Genomic DNA, 18,441 nt, shown 5'->3' on the forward strand with positions numbered 1-18,441 from the left:
GCCGGCAGGCAAAGCGGGCCCGCCGCGGGCTAATCGACGTACTCTTTCATCACCTTACCCAGCCACTCCATAAACAGGTGTACGCGGCGCGAAAGATTGCGCCGATGCGGATAGATAATCGAGACCGGCAGCGGTTCGGCGCGGTATTGCGGCAGAATTTCAATCAGCTCGCCGGTACGCAGCGCGTCGCGAACGCCGATGCGCGGCGCCTGAATAATGCCCAGCCCGGCCAGGCAGGCGGCCTGGTAGGTCTCGGTGCTGTTGACGGTCAGTATGCCGCCGGTTTTCACCCAGCGCGCGGCGCCGTCGCTGACGACCTCAAAACCCGCCGGACGGACGCCGAGAGTGCTGGCATAGTGGATCAGGGCATGATCGCCGAGATCGTCAAGAGAGTGCGGGTAGCCGAAGCGCGTCAGATACTGCGGGCTGGCGCAGTTAATTTGCGTTAGCTTACCCAGCGGGCGGGCGATCAGGCCGGAATCTTTCAGCGTACCGACGCGAACGACGCAGTCAAAGCCTTCGCGGATCACGTCAACCAGCCGATCGCTGCTGCTTAGTTCGAGCTCGATCCCCGGGTACTGCTGCAAAAAGGCCGGCAGCCGCGGAATAATCAGCTTTGCTGCCACGCCGACGGGCATATCCACCCGCAGCCGTCCGCTGATGCTGGAAGGATCGTGCTGAAATATTCCGTCCAGCTCCTCGAGGTTGCTCAACAGATCTTTGGCGCGCTCGTAGTAGACCATCCCGTCCTGCGTCAGCTGCACCCGGCGGGTGGTGCGGTGCAGAAGGCGCGCGCCGAGGTGGCTTTCCAGCGCCTGAATCTGGCGCGATACGCTGCCTTTCGGCAGGCCCAGGGTGTCGGCGGCGCGGGAAAAGCTCTCCAGCTCCGCCACGCGAATGAACAGCTGCATTGCGTGAATTTTATCCATGCCTGAGACCTATTGTTGTTTCCATTGAAACAGTAAAACGTAATCTAGCGTATTTATTGTTTTCCTGTCAGCTAATAAGCTCTTTAACGATGCAAACGCAACCGATAAGGGGTTTCTGATGACGCAACGTATTGCTTTAGTGACCGGCGGCAGCCGTGGATTGGGAAAAAACGCGGCGCTGAAGCTGGCGGCGAAGGGAACCGATATTATCCTGACCTACCACAGCAACCGGCAGGCGGCGCTGGAAGTTGTCGCTGAAATCGAACAAAAAGGGGTTAAAGCTGCGGCATTAGCGCTTAACGTCGGCGATACGGCGAGCTTCGAAAGCTTTGCTCTGGAGGTGGAAAAACTCCTGCAGCAGCGCTGGCAGCGCAGCACCTTTGATTATTTATTAAACAACGCCGGGATCGGTCTCAACGTCGCCTTTGCTGAGACCCGCGAAGCGCAGTTTGACGAGCTGATGAATATCCATTTTAAAGGCCCGTTCTTTCTGACCCAGCGCCTGCTGCCGCTGCTGCAGGACGGCGGGCGCATCCTCAACGTCTCAAGCGGGCTGGCCCGCTTCGCGCTGCCGGGATACGCCGCCTATGCATCAATGAAAGGGGCGATGGAGGTGCTGACCCGCTACCAGGCAAAAGAGCTGGGCGCGCGCGGGATCTCGGTGAACATTATTGCGCCGGGGGCCATCGAGACGGACTTTGGCGGCGGCGTGGTTCGCGATAATACGCAGGTAAATCAGCATATTGCGGCGCAAGCGGCGCTGGGGCGGGTAGGGCTGCCGGACGATATCGGCGATGCGATAGCGGCGCTGCTGAGCGACGATCTGCAATGGATGAACGCCCAGCGCGTGGAGGTTTCCGGCGGCATGTACCTGTAAGCCGTCAGGCCGCGGCGCTAGCCCGCCGCGGAGGCGGAGCGGAGATAGTCGCGCGGCAGCAGGCCAAATAGCCAGTCGTTATGCCAGCGGCCGTTGAGCCAGTAGCATTCGCGCAGCTCGCCCTCCAGCAGAAAGCCGGTTTTCTGTAACAGGCTTTTCGAGGCGATGTTGCCGGCGGTAACGGTGGCGGTCAGGCGACGGACGCCGCCTGCGGAAAAGGCGAAATCGCATAGCGCCTGCAGCGATTCGTAGCCGTAGCCTTTTCCCTGGGCCTGGGGAGTGAACAGGAATCCGACCTCAGCGCAGTCGTCCTCGTGGTGCCGATAGCCGGTTATGCCGAGCGGCGTATGGGTGTGTCGATCGCGGACGATCAGGCACAGCCAGTGCCTGGCGCCCGGCGTCCACGGCGACAGGCGCGAATCGAACGCTTCGCGGATCTCGGCGAGCGGGCGCGAATCGGCAATATATAGCATCACCTGCGGATCGCGCTGCAGGGCTAAAAAGAAGGACCAGTCATCCAGCTGCAGCGGCGAGCAGCGCAGCCGTGGCGTAAGCAGTTCGGGCATCGGTAAAGGTTCCAGCACAGGTCAATAGCCTGACCATAGCAGGACATTCTCCGCCGGAATAGCACCTGGTTATAATGGCTCGCCGTAGAGGCCGATCAGCCGACGCACCACGCCGTTGGTCCAGCCGAAACCATCCTGCAGCGGGTATTCGCCGCCGCCGCCCTCGTGCGGGACGCCGCTGGCAATATGGTACTTCTCAATTAGCTTGTGGTGCTGCTTGTAGAAGTGGTTCACCGTCTGCAGCCAGCTTTGGGCTATTTCATCGCCGAGAGGGTCCTGACCGTACATTTTAAAGCCCTGCACCGCCATCCACTGCAGCGGCGCCCAGCCATTGGGCCTATCCCACTGTTCGCCGCTCTCATACTCGGTGGCCATAATGCCGCCGGGCGTCAGCAGGCGGGCGCGCACGGCGTCGGCAAGGCGATCCGCCTGCTCATGGGTGGCCATTCCGACGTACAGCGCCACGATGCTGGCGGCTGAAAAGAGCGCCAGCTGCTCGCGGCGCCAGTCGTAGTCGCGGAAACAGCCGCTGTCGTCGTCCCACAAATAGCGGCTCACCGCCGCCCGACGGTCGCTGGCCTTCTGGCGAAAAGCGGCTTCCGTTTCGCGATCGCCCTCAACGCCGGAGAGATTGGCGATGGTATTTTCCAGCTTGAACAGGAACGCGTTCAAATCGATGGGGATAAACTGGGTGGTGCGAATACTAGCCAGGCGGGTAATATCGCGCAGCCAGCGGCTGGAGTAGTCCCAGCCGGAGGCGGCCCCGGCGCGCAGGTCGCGATAAACCTCGTTGGGCGGGCGGCCGGAGCGTTTTGCTGTTTCCACATCTTCGCGCCAGGACTCGTCGCGCGGGGTATCGCGATCGTCCCAGTAGCGGTTGAGCAGCGAGCCGTCCGGCATACGTACCGCGTGGCGATACGCCTGGTTGGGGATCAGCGACTCGGCGCCGTCCATCCAGAAGCGGTACTCCATCTTCAGGTGCTCAAGATAGCGCCGCGCGCCGCGCACGCCGTCCTCTTCAAACAGCTCAACCATCAGGGCAAACACCGGCGGCTGCGAACGGCTGAGATAGTAGGTGCGGTTGCCGTTAGGGATATGACCGTAGGTTTCAATCAGCCAGGCGAAGTTATCCGCCATGCACTTCAGCAGGTCCTCGCGGCCGCTCTCCGCCAGCCCCAGCATCGTGAAGTAGGAGTCCCAGTAGTAGGTCTCGCTAAAACGGCCGCCGGGCACAATATACGACTGCGGCAGCGCCAGCAGCGACGACCACGGGATATGATCCTGCGGCTCGCGGGTCAGGATCGGCCACAGGTGATCGATATGCTCTTTCAGGGATCGCTGAGGATCGGAAACGTAATCCTCCGCGCGATGATCCGGGAGCCAGAAGTGATCTTCGACGAACTGCCGCAGATCGAACCCGGGGGCGCGTTTCACCCGCCGGTAGTGGATTAAAATATCCAGCGGATCCTGCTTTGGCGCGCAGTCGGGGAAGGTTTTGCTGTCGGCGAAAATGCGCGATTTTTGCACGTGGGCAAACAGCTCCAGATAGCGATCGGCGGGGGTCAGGGCGTCAGACGCCGGGAACCCCTCGATAATTTCTGGCTCCGGTTCGGCGTCGAACATTTCATCCAGTTTTAACTCATACGGATCGGCTTCGTAGCGCAGATCGACGTCGATCTTTAACTCATCGCTATTATCGTTGCGTAATGTCTGGCTGGACATAGTGATACGGACCTCCGGATCGCGTCGCTTAATGGCGCCGGGTTTCCCCGGCATGGTTTTTAAGCTTAGTCATTCGCTTCGGTTTTCGTGGGGTAAACTGTGCGTCAGGTCACGCTTCTGTGCAAAATCCTGAAGCGGGATTTTTTATTATGCTTTGATTTTTATTGATAATTTACGATCTGATGCTCTGAGTCGCGCGGAGAAATTCAGAGCAATCGTTTTGCAACAAAATCTTATTTTTCCGCGCTGGCGTGGGATCACTCCCACGCCGCTTCCAGCATCTCCAGCAGCTGTTCGCTGCTCAGCGTGACCGAGTTGGCTTTCATCGACGACGAGCCGCTGGCGGCCAGCGCGGCGGGCTCAAGCGCCCGATGCGCCACGCCAAGCTCATTCAGATTGCCGAGCCCCGCGCCGCGGCTCCATTCGTGCAGGCTCTCCCAGGCAGTGCCAGGATCGACGTTGAGCCCGTCGGCCAGCCAGCGGCGCACGTCGGTGAAGCGCCCGCGCAGGCTTTCATCGGTGACCAGCGATTCATTCAGCGCGAGGCCGAAGGGCAGCAGGCAGCCGCACAGCGCGCCGTGGGAGGCGTTGCTCAGGCCGCCCAGCGGCCCCGCGAGACCGTGCACCACCCCGAGGCCGGCGTTGGCCAGAGCCAGGCCGCCGCACAGGCTGACCCAGGCCATCTCATCGCGGCTCTGCGGGCACTCTTTGGTCATCAGCGTTTTAAGCGCCTTGATGCCGCGCGGGATCGCTTCCCGGCACAGGGCGTCGGTAAACGGGTTGGCGCGGGTGCACAGCCAGGGTTCGATCAGCTGGGTGATCGCATCGAGGCCGGAGCCCAGCGTCACCGCTCGCGGCGCGTTATCGGTAAGCGACGGGTCGACGATCGCCAGGTCCGGCAGCATCCTGTCATCACGCAGGCTGACCTTACGCTGCTGCGGCACGACGTTAATTACCGCGTTTTTCGTCACCTCGGCTCCGGTGCCGGAGGTGGTGGGGATGGCGACAAACGGCAGCGGATGCGCTTCCAGTATCCGACCGCTGCCGACCACTTCCAGATATTCGATAACCTCTCCGGATGCCGGCACCAGCGCGGCGATCGCCTTCCCGGCGTCGATAACCGCGCCGCCTCCGAGGCTCACCACCGCCCCGACGCCCCTTTCGCGGGCCAGGCGTACGCCCTGCTCGATCGCCTGCAGGTCGGGCTCATGGGCGATGGAGAGGGTCGTTACCTCCAGCGCGTGGGCACGAAGTTCGGCCAGCAGAAAGTCGGCGCGCTGCGGGCTGGCGCCGTGCACCAGCAGCACCTTGTCGCTGCGCTGGGCCAGCCAGGGCGCAGCGCTCCGCGCCAGGCAGCGACCAAAACGGATATTTCCCGGGGTTAAAACGTTAAAGGGGGTCAGCATCACGGGCTCCTGTATCGGCAAAAAGGCAAGCAAAGGCAAGCATCAACTATACCCTAAATCATTCGCGTTGCAGGAAGGCGGTAATGCAGCAATGCAGGGAATTCCCGGGAGCCTACCCAGGTCATCGACTGGCGCGAGCGAGGAAAGCCAACGCACATGTCATTACATATTATCCGGCTGGCTGCCCCGTTGCTGGCTGTACTCGCGCAGCCGATGGAGTATGGTGAATAAAACGTCCCTTCGGTTAAGGAATCCCTGACAATGCTAAGAATACTGGGTAAACGCTCATCAATTAACGTCCGTAAAGTGTTGTGGACCTGCGAAGAAGCGGGCCTTGAGTATCAGCAGGAAGATTACGGTAGCGGATTTCAGCCGATTGATACCGCGGAGTTCCGCGCGCTGAACCCGAACAGCCTGGTGCCGGTGCTGCTGGATGACGACTTTGTCCTGTGGGAGTCGAACAGTATCTGTCGCTACCTGGCGCGCAAAGCCGGACGGGACGATCTGCTGCCCGCCGCGCCGCAGGCGGCAGCCGAGGTCGAGCACTGGATGGACTGGCAGGCCACGGAGTTTAATAACGCCTGGCGCTACGCGTTTATGGGGCTGGTGCGTAAGGACCCGCGCTTTCAGGATCCGGCGGCGCTGAAAGAGAGCATTGCCAGCTGGACCCGCTGCGTGCAGATAGTGGACGCGCAGCTTCAGCAAACCGGCGCGTGGCTGACCGGCAGCCGGTTTACGCTGGCGGATATCGTCCTGGGTCTGTCGGTTCACCGTTGGAAAATGACCCCTTTTGCCCACCCGGAGATGCCAGCCGTCGAACGCTGGTATATGGCGCTCAACCAGCGTCCGGCGTTTATGCGCCACGGTAATAACGGCATGGCGTGACGGCAGGATAAAAAAACGTCCAGATTTACATCGCCGCGGATGTTAAATTCAGCCTACTCGCTTTGCAATCACCGATGACTGCCGTTACGATCTGCGTCCCTTTTTTATTCACCTGGTAGTGCGTACGGCAGGACAGTATGGTTTGAGCAGGCAGTTGAACCCTGTGTTGCTGGCGTCTCCGCTGCTTGTAGGATGCTCCGGAACGCTTTCGCAAATGAGAATCGCTTCTGACGAAACCAGCCAGATAGGGCAAAACGGGCATCTGCTCTCCGTTGATATCTTCGTTAACCACTATCCGCGGCAGACCGAGGCGGCGAATATTGCCTGGGTGACAGTTACGATCTGCGGGCAGAGGATTATCTATCAGGTGGGCTACATCGGCGGCTGTTCCAGCAATATCGGCTTTGATAAAGAGAACCAGAATGCGGTAGTGGTGCTACAAAATAGCTTTAACTGGAGTAACTACATCGGACATGCGATTTTGCAAAATCAGGCGGCGGGAACGGCTTATCGGGCGCGCCATGAGGTGTTGAAAAAAGCCCCGTGAGTACGGGGCCTTGAGGATTAGCGCATGGTAACGAACTCTTCCGCGGCGGTCGGGTGAATCGCCACAGTATTGTCGAAGTCCTTCTTGGTGGCGCCCATCTTCAGCGCGACCGCAAAGCCCTGCAGCATTTCATCCATGCCGAAGCCGATGCCGTGAATACCGACAATCTTCTCTTCCGGGCCGACGCACACCAGCTTCATGCGGCACGGCTGGCGGTGCGAGGTCACGGCGGTATACATCGCGGTAAAGGACGATTTATAGACCTTCACCGCCTCATCGCCGTACTGCTCGCGGGCCTGCGGCTCGGTTAAGCCGACGGTGCCGATCGGCGGGTGGCTGAAGACCACGGTCGGGATGTTGCTGTAGTCCAGATGTTCTTCCGGCTTGTTGTTGAACAGACGCTCGGAGAGGCGGCGGCCGGCGGCAACGGCGACCGGCGTCAGCTCGACCGCGCCGGTGTTATCGCCCACCGCGTAGATCCCCGGCACGCTGGTGTTCTGGAACTTATCCACGACGATATAGCCTTTGTCGTTGGTCTTCACCCCGGTAGCCTTGAGGTTGAAGTTATCGGTCTCCGGCTCGCGGCCGATGGCCCAAATCAGGCAATCGACGGTCTGGCTGCGGCCATCTTCCAGGGTCAGGGTCAGGCTGCCGTCGGCGTTTTTCACCACCGCCTGCGGAATGGCGTGGGTATGCAGACTGCGGGCCTTCGGCGTTCATCACCTCAACCAGCGTCTCGACAATCAGCGGATCGAAGCTGCGCAGCGGCGCGTGCTTGCGCACGAACAGATGCGTTTCGGCCCCCAGACCGTTAATCACGCCCGCCAGCTCAACGGCGATATAGCCCGCGCCGACAACCGCCACGCGCTTCGGCAGCGCCGGCAGCTCGAAGAAGCCGTTGGAATCGATGCCGTACTCTACGCCCGGAATCGACGGGTGGCTCGGACGGCCGCCGGTGGCGATGAGGATATGATCGGCGGTCAGGGTTTCACCGTTGACTTCAACCGTTTTGGCGTCGATAAAACGGGCGAAGCCTTTAATCACGTCGACCTTATTTTTACCCAGCACGTTGTCGTAAGAGGTATGAATGCGGTCGATATAGGCGCTACGGCTGGCAACCAGCCTCTCCCAGTCGAAGTGATTAATGGTGGTATCGAAACCGTAGTCCGGGCCGTACAGGTGAATCGCTTCGCGGATCTGCGCCGCGTGCCACATTATTTTCTTCGGTACACAGCCGACGTTAACGCAGGTGCCGCCCAGATCTTTCGCTTCAATCAGGGCGCACTTCTGGCCGTACATCGCCGCGCGGTTGATGGAGGCAATACCGCCGCTGCCGCCGCCAATCGCAATGTAGTCATAATGTTTGCTCATGAGTCATATCCTTAATATCTGAATGCTGCGATTGTATACCGGAAATCAATAGGTTCCGTCGATGACTGCGATTACTCCGGGACGATCCAGCTAACCGTTGCGTGGCCGATGCCGGTCGGCACCAGCTTTTTGTGCAGCCACGGCAGGACGTTGTTCATCTGCTGTTCCAGCTTCCACGGCGGGTTAATCACGATCATCCCCGACGCGGTCATGCCGCGCTGGTCGCTATCCGGGCGCACGGCAAGCTCAATCTGCAGGATTTTACGAATGCCGGTCGCTTCTAACTCTTTGATCATGCGCTTAATCTGCGCACGCAGGACCACCGGATACCACAGCGCATAGGTGCCGGTCGCAAAGCGCTTGTAGCCTTCGTGAATGCCGGTCACCACCGCCTGGTAATCGCTTTTAATTTCGTACGGCGGGTCGATCAGAATCAGGCCGCGACGGGAGGCGGGCGGCAGTTTAGCCCTCAGCTGCTGATAGCCATCGGACTTCTCCACGCGCGCGCGCTCGTCTTTCTGGAACTCCGCGCGCAGCAGCGGGAAGTCGCTCGGGTGCAGCTCGGTCAGCTGCAGGCTGTCCTGCTCGCGCAGCAGCTGGCGGGCAACCAGCGGCGAACCCGGATAGTAGCGCAGCTGGCCGCTGCGGTTGAAGTGCTGAACCACGGAGATATAGGGCTCCAGCTCGGCCGGCAGGTCATCCTGCTGCCAGATGCGGGAGATGCCTTCCAGGTACTCGCCGGTACGCTCGGCGTGCTCGCTGCTCAGGTGGTAGCGCCCTGCGCCGGCGTGGGTGTCCAGATAGAGAAACGGCTTCTCTTTCTCTTTCAGCGATTCAATGATCAGACTCTGAACGGTATGTTTGAGGACGTCGGCGTGGTTGCCTGCGTGAAAGCTGTGGCGATAACTGAGCATGGATGCAGAGATTCCGGGAATTAAACAAGATAACCGACAGTTTACCGCAGATCCGTCCGGATTACCGCTGTAGCGCCGCGCTGTTTCAATTGTGGCAAAAGCGTTGCAAAACATAACGGCGTCATAAAACTGTCAAAATTTCGCGCTAGCGTCGCGTGCAGGCAAGGTAATCGTTTGAATAAAAGGAAAAATAATGAAACTGCGAATCACACTTCTGACGTCGGCGCTGATCCTGGCGCTGCCGGCGCTGGCAAAAGATGTTCCGCTCCATCAGGCGGCGGCGATCGCCGCCAGCGTCACCCCTGCGGCCGCCAGTCCGGCGTTTGACGCGCTGGAAAGCCAGACGCTGGCGGCGCTGCGCCAGGCGCTGAAAGGGGATGCCGCGACGCTGACCCGCGGCCAGCTGGAGCACGCTAAGCAGAATAAAACCCAGGCGGATAAAGCCTGGCTCAAGGCCAGCGGCTATGACTTCCGGGGGAAAGCGAACCAGCAGGCGGGGATTGCGCTGCTCTCGGCGTTCAGCAAGCTCCCGGATGCGGTGGTGAAGGATAACCTCGCCACCGTCACCGCCATTAACCGCGATGCCACCCAGGCTACCCGCCACCAGGCGCTGGCCGATGCCGAGGGGATAAGCTATCTCTACTTCCTCAGCGATGCGCTGGGGCCTCGACTGGGCAAAGCGTTCCTTACGGCCTACGACAAAGGCGAGCTGGGCAAAGCGGCGGCGCTGATTAAGGCCAGCGAAGTCAGCACCGGGGCGGCGAAAAAGCACTTCAATAACCCGCGTCCGTTCCTGATTCAGGGCAACACCATCCATCTGGTGCCGGATGACGTGGTGGTGAAGGATAACCAGCCCTATTCCGCCGACGAGGGTTCTTTCCCCAGCGGGCACACCAATACCGGCTATACCGATGCCCTGCTGATGGCCGAGATGATCCCGGAGCGCTTCGATGCTCTGGTGACCCGCGGCGCGCGCTACGGCTACTCGCGGATCGTACTTGGCGTGCACTACCCGCTGGACGTGATGGGCTCGCGGATGGTGGCGCAGCGTAACGTCGCCCACTATCTCAACGACGCAAAATATCGTGCGCTGTTTAACGAAGCGCGCGATCAGCTGCGCGCCGCGCTGGAGAAAGAGTGCGGCACTTCGCTTGCCGAATGCGCGAAAACCGCCGGCAAGGACGATCCCTATCGCGACCCGGCCATGAGCGCCTTTTATCGCTTCACCATGACCTACGATCTGCCGCAGCAGAAGGGCGAGAAGCCGGCCCTGAAGGTGCCGGAAGGGGCCGAGGTGCTGCTGGAGGCCGCCCTGCCGCATCTTTCCGCCGCCCAGCGTCGGGCGCTGATGGTGAAAACCGCGCTGCCGGCCGGCTACCCGCTGTCGGGAGAGACCGCCGACCAGCAGTTCTGGCAGCGCCTCAACCTGCCTGCCGCCTGGCAGATGGCGCAGAAGACGCATTAATCGCACGCAGCCCGGCGAAGCAGCGCGCCAGCCGGGATTTTGCTCAACGGCCGGGCTTATTGCAGCAATACCCGGCGCTGCGCATCGCGCGACATTGAAATTCACCCAACTATCCCCCATTCTAGATCCCATGCTAAAGCGCCGGAACGCGCGCTTCATTTCCCCTTTTCAACAGGACTGCGCATATGACCAATCCATTACTGACGCCTTTTTCATTGCCGCCTTTTTCTGCTATCAAGCCGGAACATGTGGTGCCTGCGGTCACCAAAGCGCTGGACGATTGCCGGGCAGCGGTAGAGAGCGTCGTGGCGCAGGGCGCGCCCTATAGCTGGGAGACGCTGTGCCAGCCGCTGGCGGAGGTCGACGATGTGCTGGGGCGTATTTTTTCTCCCGTCAGCCATCTGAATTCGGTCAAAAATAGCCCGGAGCTGCGTGAAGCCTACGAACAAACCCTGCCGCTGCTGTCGGAATACAGCACCTGGGTGGGCCAGCACGAAGGTCTGTACAAAGCGTATCGCGATCTGCGCGACGGCGACCACTACGCCACCCTGAACATCGCCCAGAAAAAGGCGGTGGATAACGCGCTGCGTGATTTTGAACTCTCCGGTATCGGTCTGGCGAAAGAGCAGCAGAAGCGTTACGGCGAGATTGCCGCGCGTCTGTCCGAGCTGGGCAATCAGTACAGCAACAACGTGCTCGATGCCACCATGGGCTGGAGCAAGCTGGTGACCGACGAAGCCGAGCTCTCCGGGATGCCGGAGAGCGCGCTGGCGGCGGCTCAGGCCCAGGCGCAGGCCAAAGAGCAGGAGGGCTATCTGCTGACCCTGGATATCCCGAGCTATCTGCCGGTGATGACCTACTGCGACAACCAGGCGCTGCGCGAAGAGCTGTATCGCGCCTACTCCACCCGCGCTTCTGACCAGGGACCGAACGCCGGTAAATGGGACAACAGCCCGGTGATGGCGGAGATCCTCGCCCTGCGCCACGAGCTGGCGCAGCTGCTGGGCTTCGACAGCTACGCCTCAAAATCGCTGTCGACCAAAATGGCCGAGAACCCGCAGCAGGTGCTCGAGTTCCTGACCGACCTGGCGAAACGCGCCCGTCCGCAGGGGGAGAAAGAGCTGGCCCAGCTGCGCGCCTTCGCTAAAGCGGAGTTTGGCGTTGACGAGCTGCAGCCGTGGGATATCGCTTACTACAGCGAAAAGCAGAAGCAGCATCTTTACAGCATCAGCGATGAGCAGCTGCGCCCCTATTTCCCGGAAAACAGAGCCGTTAACGGCCTGTTCGAGGTGGTTAAGCGCATTTACGGCATCACCGCCAAAGAGCGTACCGATATTGACGTCTGGCACCCGGAAGTGCGCTTCTTCGAGCTGTATGACGAAAACGGCGAGCTGCGCGGCAGCTTCTATCTCGATCTCTATGCGCGCGAGCATAAGCGCGGCGGCGCGTGGATGGACGACTGCGTCGGCCAGATGCGCAAGCTGGACGGTTCGCTGCAAAAGCCGGTGGCCTACCTGACCTGCAACTTTAACCGCCCGGTTAGCGGTAAACCGGCGCTGTTCACCCACGATGAAGTGATCACCCTGTTCCACGAATTCGGCCACGGTCTGCACCATATGCTGACCCGTATCGATACCGCGGGCGTGTCCGGAATTAGCGGCGTGCCGTGGGATGCGGTTGAGCTGCCGAGCCAGTTCATGGAGAACTGGTGCTGGGAGCCGGAGGCGCTGGCGTTTATCTCCGGCCACTACGAGACCGGTGAACCGCTGCCGCAGGCGTTGCTGGAAAAAATGCTCGCCGCGAAGAACTACCAGGCCGCGCTGTTTATTCTGCGCCAGCTGGAGTTCGGCCTGTTCGACTTCCGCCTGCATGCGGAGTACCAGCCGGAGCAAGGGGCGAAAATCCTCGAAACGCTGGCGGAGATCAAAAAACAGGTCGCCGTGGTGCCGGGTCCGTCGTGGGGCCGCTTCCCGCACGCCTTCAGCCACATTTTCGCCGGCGGCTACGCGGCGGGCTACTACAGCTACCTGTGGGCCGACGTGCTGGCGGCGGACGCCTTCTCCCGCTTCGAGGAAGAGGGGATTTTCAACCGCGAAACCGGCCAGTCGTTCCTTGATAACATCCTGAGCCGCGGCGGTTCTGAAGAGCCGATGATCCTGTTCAAACGCTTCCGCGGCCGCGAGCCGCAGCTTGACGCGATGCTGGATCACTACGGGATTAAGGGCTAATTTACCCGACAGACTTCAGGCGGCCTCTGCGGCAACTGCACTCACTCACCCCGGGAACGCGCTCTGCGTACGTTCCCGGGGATTTTTCCCTTGTTGTCCTGCGGCAACGCGAATTGTTTAGGGTAAAGCGGAAGTGAAAATCTGCTTAATTGATGAAACGGGCGCCGGAGACGGCGCCTTATCCGTTCTTGCCGCCCGCTGGGGGCTGGAGCACGACGAAGAGAGCCTGATGGCGCTGGCGATGACACCGGAGCATCTGGAATTACGTAAACGCGATGAGCCGAAGCTTGGCGGCATCTTCGTTGATTTTGTCGGCGGGGCGATGGCCCATCGGCGTAAGTTCGGCGGCGGACGCGGCGAGGCGGTGGCCAAAGCGGTGGGGGTCAAGGGCGACTATCTGCCGGACGTGGTGGACGCCACGGCGGGGCTGGGGCGCGACGCGTTTGTGCTCGCCAGCGTGGGCTGCCGCGTGCGGATGCTGGAGCGTAACCCGGTGGTGGCGGCGCTGCTTGATGATGGCCTGGCCCGCGGCTACGCCGATCCGGAAATCGGCCCGTGGCTGCAGCAGCGCCTGCAGCTTATTCACGCCTCAAGCCTGACGGCGCTGAGCGATATTACGCCGCGGCCGCAGGTGGTCTATCTCGACCCGATGTTCCCGCACAAGCAGAAAAGCGCGCTGGTGAAAAAAGAGATGCGCATCTTTCAGTCGCTGGTGGGACCGGATTTAGACGCCGACGGTCTGCTGGAGCCTGCGCGCCTGCTGGCGACCAAACGCGTGGTGGTCAAACGGCCCGACTACGCGCCGCCGCTGGCGGATGTCGCCACGCCGAACGCGGTGGTTACCAAAGGCCATCGGTTTGATATTTACGCCGGTACGGCGGAATAACCCCTTCTAGCAGAACGCCACGCACGATACGCCTTATCCGGGCTACGTAGCCCGGTCAGCATCACCCGCCGGGGCGCGGTTAGACAAACGGCGCCAGCGGAGCGACTTCCTGCAGGCTGGCCGCCGCTATTTGCTCTCGGCAGGGGTATTGATCATGCGGTTGAGCCACGGCACCAGAATTGCCATCACAATCGTCACCGCCAGGGTCACCAGGCCAATTTTGCCGAACACGCTGGTGTAGATCGGCAGGGTCTGCAGCGGGTCGGTGATATTTTCCGGCACCGCGGTGAAGGTCGCCACGTATCCCCCCATCAGGAAGGCCGCCGCCTGCGTCAGGAACCACATCCCGAGGATAAAGCCCATCAGCTGCTGCGGCACCAGGGCGGCGACCATCGCCAGGCCGAGCGCGCTAATCAGCAGCTCGCCGAGGCTCTGGAACAGATAGACCAGCACGATAAACCACGGCGAGGTGAGCCCCTGGGCGTCGGCAAACCAGATGCCGGCGGCGGCGGCGGTCAGGAAGCCCAGCGAGCATAAAAACATCCCGAGAGTAAACTTCATCGGCATGGTCAGGTCCCGGCCTTTGTTGCCCAGATGAGTGTAGACTGCCGCCAGTACCGGGCTGGCGACCACCACCCAGAACGGATTCAGCGCCTGGAAGCTGACCGGGTTAATGGTGATGCCAAAGATTTGGTGGTGCACGTTGTTGATGGCAAAAAAGTTGAGCGATGTGGGCATTTGCGCGTACAGGATGTAGAACAGCACCGCTTCCAGCATCAGGATAAAGGCGACAAACATCCTGTTGCGCCCGGTTTTATCCAGCTTAAAGGCCTCGCGAAAGAAGAAAATAATCACCGCGATGGAGAGGACGATCAGCACCAGATTGGCGATTTTCACGTTATGCATGAGCCAGGCGCAGAGGAAGACCATCGCTACCGTACCGACCAGCACGTACAGCAGGTTGCGCAGAACCCGCGGCCGATGGTCAGGCTGCGAACCGATATCTTTAACCATCCCACGGCAGGCGAAATAGACCAGCAGGGCGATAATCAGCCCCGCGCCGCACAGGTTGTAGGTGACGGCATAGCCAAACTTCTCGGCAATCACCGGCGCCAGCGATAGCGACAGCAGCGAGCCGATGTTAATCGACATGTAAAACAGGGTGAAGGCTCCGTCCAGGCGCGCGTCGTCGGGGGGGTAGCACTTTGACAGCAGGCTGGCGGGGTTGGCCTTAAACAGCCCGTTCCCGACGGCGATGGTGCCCAGAGCGATAAAAATGAGATCGGGTTTTAAGAGCGACAGCCCGGTCATGAAATAACCGAGCGCCAGCACAATAGCCCCCAGCACCAGCGTCCGTTTGGTGCCCAGCAGGTGATCGCCGACGTAGCCGCCGATGGAGATCAGGCCGTATACCAGCGCCGCAAATGCGCCAAAGGTAATAAACGCCTGTTCCTGAGAGAATCCGAGCTGTTTAACGAAGAATACCGCCAGGATGCCCTGGACGCCGTAATAGCCAAATCGCTCCCATAACTCTACAAAAAAAATCATAAAGAACGGCCGCGGTTGCTGCAGCAGGCCCGTAGGTGCAGTTGTTTTCATATTCCTTCGCCTTGTCGTGCTATCCCAAAAAAGTATGAACGCGTATGCCAGAACGCGCTGAAAAAGTATGATGATGTGCGATGCTGCGCTCACTGGCTGAATGATTAGATTATTATATGGATATTTTTTCTTATAATTGGTTGATCACACTAACTTATATTGGATGTATGGATTGATATTCTTATTATTCTCGACGGGCTGGCGTAAACGGTCCGTTGGGGAGCTTCGGATAATCGCGGGCGGGAGTCACCGGTGCGGAGGGAAAAGAAACGCCCGCATAAGCGGGCGCGGACAGGCTGATCTTGAAAAAAGCGGCAACGTTATTCGTCTTCTTCGTCGCGCAGCGGCACAATCAGCATATCGACATGTACGGTGTTGATCAGCTGGCGCGCGGAGGACATTAGCTTGCTCCAGAAGTCCTGATGGTGGCCGCAGACGACCAGGTCCATATCGTATTTTTTAATTGCATCAACCAGCACCTGACCGAGATCGCCGCTGCCGCTCAGGGTTTCCGTAATCGGATAGCCCGCGTTGCCGGAGAGCTCGCTCAGCGCATGGTGAGTCTCTTCAGAAATGCGTTTTTGCATATCGCCCAGATTGACATCGATAAGACCGGTGTAGAGGTCGGAGTAATTCACATCGACGTGGATCAGGGAAACCTTGGCATTGTAGGGACGCGCCATGGAAACGGCTTTCTCTACCAGCACTTTGCTTTCCGGGGAGAGGTCTACTGCAATAAGAATATGTTTGTAAGCCATAGTGTTACTCCTTCCATAAGTTGTCGATGACCGTTGGACCAGACAGCTAGCGCTGCCGCTTCGCCCGCGTCCTGCGTGCTAATTCGCGGGGGTTCTGTCCGTTAAGGACTTAATTGTAGAAGATATTTCTACCTTATAGCGCCCCTCGCGCTCCGTCAATGCGCCTGGTTCACCTAATAGTTAAACAAATATATCCGTCTTAGGTATTGATAACGATTAACCTTGTGGTAAAAAAATTAACTGATCTCCTACACTATTTAATGAGCCGATCGAATAAATAAATGTGATTGGTATCGCACTCTTCTATTGTATGGGTTGGGTATTGGGGAGCGCTAGCCCCGGAGACGTCTCCGAGGGCGGGTCGCCGGGGAGGAAGTATGATCAGCACGATTGCGCTGTTTTGGGCCCTGTGTATCGTTTGTGTGGTGAATATGGCACGCTACTTCTCATCATTGCGTGCGTTATTGGTAGTGCTGCGTGGTTGCGATCCCTTGCTGTATCAATATGTTGATGGCGGAGGTTTTTTCACCTCCCACGGCCAGCCGGGTAAACAGATGAGGCTGGTCTGGTATATCTACGCCCAGCGCTATCGCGATCATCATGACGACGAGTTTATTCGCCGCTGTGAACGGGTGCGGCGGCAGTTTATTTTAACCAGCGCGCTGTGCGGCCTGGTGGTGGTGAGCATGGTTGCGCTGCTTATCTGGCATTAGCGCAAAAAAAACGGGCCAGTTTCCTGACCCGTTCTATCGTTACCGGTAGCCGCTTAGATTAGCTTCAGCGCGATCCAGTAGAGCCCGCCTGACAGCACAATCGCCGCCGGAAGGGTGAGAACCCACGCCATCAGAATACTGGTAACGGTTTTTCTCTGCAGTCCGCCGCCGTCAACGAGCATCGTCCCCGCAACCGAGGAGGAGAGCACGTGGGTGGTGGAAACCGGCATCCCGGTGTAGCTCGCCAGACCAATCGATACGGCAGCGGTCATCTGGGCCGACATGCCCTGCGCGTAGGTCATGCCTTTCTTACCGATCTTCTCGCCGATAGTGGTCGCCACGCGGCGCCAGCCGATCATGGTGCCGATACCTAACGCCAGAGCCACCGCCATAATGATCCAGATTGGCGCGTACTCGATGGTGCTCAGCATATCGGTTTTCAGCTTCTTCAGCAGACGCTTATCATCGCCGTTCACTTCCGGCAGCTTCGCGACCTTGTCGGCGGTGTCGGAAATACACAGCATAATGCGGCGCATCTGGCTGCGCTGATCGAGAGTGAGCGCGTCGTAGCTTTCGATTCCGGTGAGCATCGTTTTCACGCGGTTAAGCGCGTTGACGGTGTTCGCCGGATGGCAGTGGAACTCGCCCGCAGCGGCTACGCCGGGTTCCGGTGACGGAATCAGCTGGTCAACGCCGGTCGCTTTCTTCAGCAGTTCAGGGCGCTGCTCGAAGAAGGTTTCCACGTTATTGACCGCGTCGCGGGTACGGGTGATTTCGTAGCCGGAGGCGTTCATGTTCACCACGAAACCCGCCGGCGCGACGCCGATAAGCACCAGCATCACCAGGCCGATGCCCTTCTGACCGTCGTTCGCGCCGTGCGAGAATGACACGCCTATGGCTGACAGAATCAGCGCGATACGGGTCCAGAACGGCGGCTTTTTCTTGCCATCTTTCTTTTCACGTTCCGCAGGAGTCAGGTGGATGCGGGCGCGTTTCTTGGTGTTGCTCCAGTAGCGGCGCAGAATGAAAATCAGGCTGCCGGCTATCACCAGGCCGACGATCGGCGAGACGATCAGCGAGGCGAAAATACCGATGACTTTCGGGATATTCAGCGCGTCAACCACCGAGGTGCCGGTCATCAATGCATTGGTTAAACCAATCCCGATGATGGCGCCGATCAGGGTATGCGAACTGGAGGCCGGAAGACCGAAGTACCAGGTGCCGAGGTTCCAGATAATCGCCGCCAGCAGCATGGAGAACACCATAGCGAGGCCATGGGCAGAACCCATGTTAAGCAGCAGGTCAGTCGGCAACATATGCACAATGGCATAGGCTACGCTAAGACCACCCAACAGAACGCCGAAAAAGTTGAAGAGGGCCGCCATCGCCACAGCAAGCTGCGACCGCATTGCGCGCGTGTAGATCACAGTTGCAACAGCGTTTGCGGTATCATGAAAGCCGTTAATCGCTTCGTAAAACAGTACGAAAGCTAAAGCAAGCAATAGTAATAGCCCGGTATGGAAATCCAGACCGGCAAATAAATGTAGCATAGGACGTTACGCCATTTTGAGGACA

The 18,441-nt window shown here is 59.5% G+C and carries 14 protein-coding genes and 2 pseudogenes; 7 read left to right on the forward strand and 9 right to left on the reverse strand.

Translation table 11 applies throughout. From position 1 onward, the window contains the following. Positions 1-29: 29 nt before the first annotated feature. The gene (locus tag ABOC21_RS26375; protein ID WP_426813827.1) at positions 30-929 is read right to left on the reverse strand and encodes a LysR family transcriptional regulator; all 900 of its coding nucleotides are present in this window, start codon (positions 927-929) and stop codon (positions 30-32) included. A 118-nt stretch (positions 930-1,047) separates the two neighbouring features. Between ABOC21_RS26375 and ABOC21_RS26380 the strand changes: the two genes are divergently transcribed. Beyond that, entirely contained in the window at positions 1,048-1,806 is a 759-nt protein-coding gene (locus ABOC21_RS26380; protein ID WP_426813828.1) for an SDR family NAD(P)-dependent oxidoreductase, read from the forward strand. Positions 1,807-1,823: 17 nt separating this feature from the next. Here ABOC21_RS26380 and ABOC21_RS26385 read toward each other — a convergent pair whose 3' ends face one another. From ABOC21_RS26385 to ABOC21_RS26395, 3 genes are all read right to left on the reverse strand, one after another. After that, on the reverse strand, positions 1,824-2,372 hold the full coding sequence (locus ABOC21_RS26385) for a GNAT family N-acetyltransferase (protein ID WP_095102839.1): 549 nt from the start codon (positions 2,370-2,372) through the stop codon (positions 1,824-1,826). Between the two features lie 69 nt (positions 2,373-2,441). After that, positions 2,442-4,094: an alpha,alpha-trehalase gene (locus tag ABOC21_RS26390; RefSeq protein WP_426815586.1), complete on the reverse strand. Its 1,653-nt coding sequence runs from the start codon at positions 4,092-4,094 to the stop codon at positions 2,442-2,444. 257 nt (positions 4,095-4,351) lie between these two features. Further along, on the reverse strand, positions 4,352-5,500 hold the full coding sequence (locus tag ABOC21_RS26395; RefSeq protein ID WP_426813829.1) for an iron-containing alcohol dehydrogenase: 1,149 nt from the start codon (positions 5,498-5,500) through the stop codon (positions 4,352-4,354). Positions 5,501-5,761: 261 nt separating this feature from the next. Here ABOC21_RS26395 and ABOC21_RS26400 point away from each other — a divergent pair, with 261 nt between their 5' ends. Further along, complete coding sequence (locus ABOC21_RS26400; RefSeq protein ID WP_426813830.1) at positions 5,762-6,385, forward strand: glutathione S-transferase family protein; 624 nt, start codon at positions 5,762-5,764, stop codon at positions 6,383-6,385. A gap of 274 nt (positions 6,386-6,659) precedes the next feature. After that, positions 6,660-6,932 (forward strand): annotated as a pseudogene (locus tag ABOC21_RS26405) (serine hydrolase domain-containing protein); the annotation flags it as partial. A 17-nt stretch (positions 6,933-6,949) separates the two neighbouring features. Here the strand turns inward: ABOC21_RS26405 and gorA are convergent. Further along, positions 6,950-8,303 (reverse strand): annotated as a pseudogene (gene gorA, locus ABOC21_RS26410) (glutathione-disulfide reductase). A 71-nt stretch (positions 8,304-8,374) separates the two neighbouring features. Further along, entirely contained in the window at positions 8,375-9,217 is an 843-nt protein-coding gene (locus tag ABOC21_RS26415; RefSeq protein ID WP_426813831.1) for a 23S rRNA (adenine(2030)-N(6))-methyltransferase RlmJ, read from the reverse strand. 193 nt (positions 9,218-9,410) lie between these two features. On the opposite strand from ABOC21_RS26415, the gene ABOC21_RS26420 reads away from it, so the two are divergent. From ABOC21_RS26420 to rsmJ, 3 genes are all read left to right on the forward strand, one after another. Further along, the gene (locus tag ABOC21_RS26420; protein ID WP_426813832.1) at positions 9,411-10,682 is read left to right on the forward strand and encodes an acid phosphatase; all 1,272 of its coding nucleotides are present in this window, start codon (positions 9,411-9,413) and stop codon (positions 10,680-10,682) included. A gap of 185 nt (positions 10,683-10,867) precedes the next feature. Continuing rightward, positions 10,868-12,910, forward strand: coding sequence for an oligopeptidase A (prlC, locus tag ABOC21_RS26425; RefSeq protein ID WP_426813833.1), 2,043 nt, complete (start codon positions 10,868-10,870; stop codon positions 12,908-12,910). Positions 12,911-13,043: 133 nt separating this feature from the next. After that, the gene (gene rsmJ / locus ABOC21_RS26430) at positions 13,044-13,796 is read left to right on the forward strand and encodes a 16S rRNA (guanine(1516)-N(2))-methyltransferase RsmJ (protein ID WP_426813834.1); all 753 of its coding nucleotides are present in this window, start codon (positions 13,044-13,046) and stop codon (positions 13,794-13,796) included. Positions 13,797-13,922: 126 nt separating this feature from the next. On the opposite strand, the gene dtpB is transcribed toward rsmJ, so the two are convergent. Beyond that, a complete protein-coding gene (gene dtpB / locus ABOC21_RS26435) occupies positions 13,923-15,371 on the reverse strand; it encodes a dipeptide/tripeptide permease DtpB (protein ID WP_426815587.1) in 1,449 nt (482 codons plus the stop codon). 344 nt (positions 15,372-15,715) lie between these two features. After that, positions 15,716-16,153 (reverse strand): universal stress protein UspA, encoded by a 438-nt coding sequence (gene uspA, locus ABOC21_RS26440; RefSeq protein ID WP_041143102.1) that lies wholly within the window; start codon positions 16,151-16,153, stop codon positions 15,716-15,718. 377 nt (positions 16,154-16,530) lie between these two features. Here uspA and uspB point away from each other — a divergent pair, with 377 nt between their 5' ends. Next, positions 16,531-16,866, forward strand: coding sequence for a universal stress protein UspB (gene uspB / locus ABOC21_RS26445; protein ID WP_159864284.1), 336 nt, complete (start codon positions 16,531-16,533; stop codon positions 16,864-16,866). 53 nt (positions 16,867-16,919) lie between these two features. Here uspB and pitA read toward each other — a convergent pair whose 3' ends face one another. Then, positions 16,920-18,416: an inorganic phosphate transporter PitA gene (pitA, locus tag ABOC21_RS26450; RefSeq protein WP_426813835.1), complete on the reverse strand. Its 1,497-nt coding sequence runs from the start codon at positions 18,414-18,416 to the stop codon at positions 16,920-16,922. Between the last annotated feature and the right edge of the window lie 25 nt (positions 18,417-18,441).

The sequence above is a fragment of the Klebsiella sp. WOUb02 genome (assembly GCF_050058015.1).
Taxonomy (GTDB): domain Bacteria; phylum Pseudomonadota; class Gammaproteobacteria; order Enterobacterales; family Enterobacteriaceae; genus Klebsiella.

Coding starts and splice junctions, on each gene's coding strand:
- ABOC21_RS26375 (WP_426813827.1), bottom strand. CDS start 929: ATGGATAAAATTCACGCAATGCAGCTGTTCATTCGCGTGGCGGAGCTG.
- ABOC21_RS26380 (WP_426813828.1), top strand. CDS start 1,048: ATGACGCAACGTATTGCTTTAGTGACCGGCGGCAGCCGTGGATTGGGA.
- ABOC21_RS26385 (WP_095102839.1), bottom strand. CDS start 2,372: ATGCCCGAACTGCTTACGCCACGGCTGCGCTGCTCGCCGCTGCAGCTG.
- ABOC21_RS26390 (WP_426815586.1), bottom strand. CDS start 4,094: ATGTCCAGCCAGACATTACGCAACGATAATAGCGATGAGTTAAAGATC.
- ABOC21_RS26395 (WP_426813829.1), bottom strand. CDS start 5,500: ATGCTGACCCCCTTTAACGTTTTAACCCCGGGAAATATCCGTTTTGGT.
- ABOC21_RS26400 (WP_426813830.1), top strand. CDS start 5,762: ATGCTAAGAATACTGGGTAAACGCTCATCAATTAACGTCCGTAAAGTG.
- ABOC21_RS26415 (WP_426813831.1), bottom strand. CDS start 9,217: ATGCTCAGTTATCGCCACAGCTTTCACGCAGGCAACCACGCCGACGTC.
- ABOC21_RS26420 (WP_426813832.1), top strand. CDS start 9,411: ATGAAACTGCGAATCACACTTCTGACGTCGGCGCTGATCCTGGCGCTG.
- prlC (WP_426813833.1), top strand. CDS start 10,868: ATGACCAATCCATTACTGACGCCTTTTTCATTGCCGCCTTTTTCTGCT.
- uspA (WP_041143102.1), bottom strand. CDS start 16,153: ATGGCTTACAAACATATTCTTATTGCAGTAGACCTCTCCCCGGAAAGC.
- uspB (WP_159864284.1), top strand. CDS start 16,531: ATGATCAGCACGATTGCGCTGTTTTGGGCCCTGTGTATCGTTTGTGTG.
- pitA (WP_426813835.1), bottom strand. CDS start 18,416: ATGCTACATTTATTTGCCGGTCTGGATTTCCATACCGGGCTATTACTA.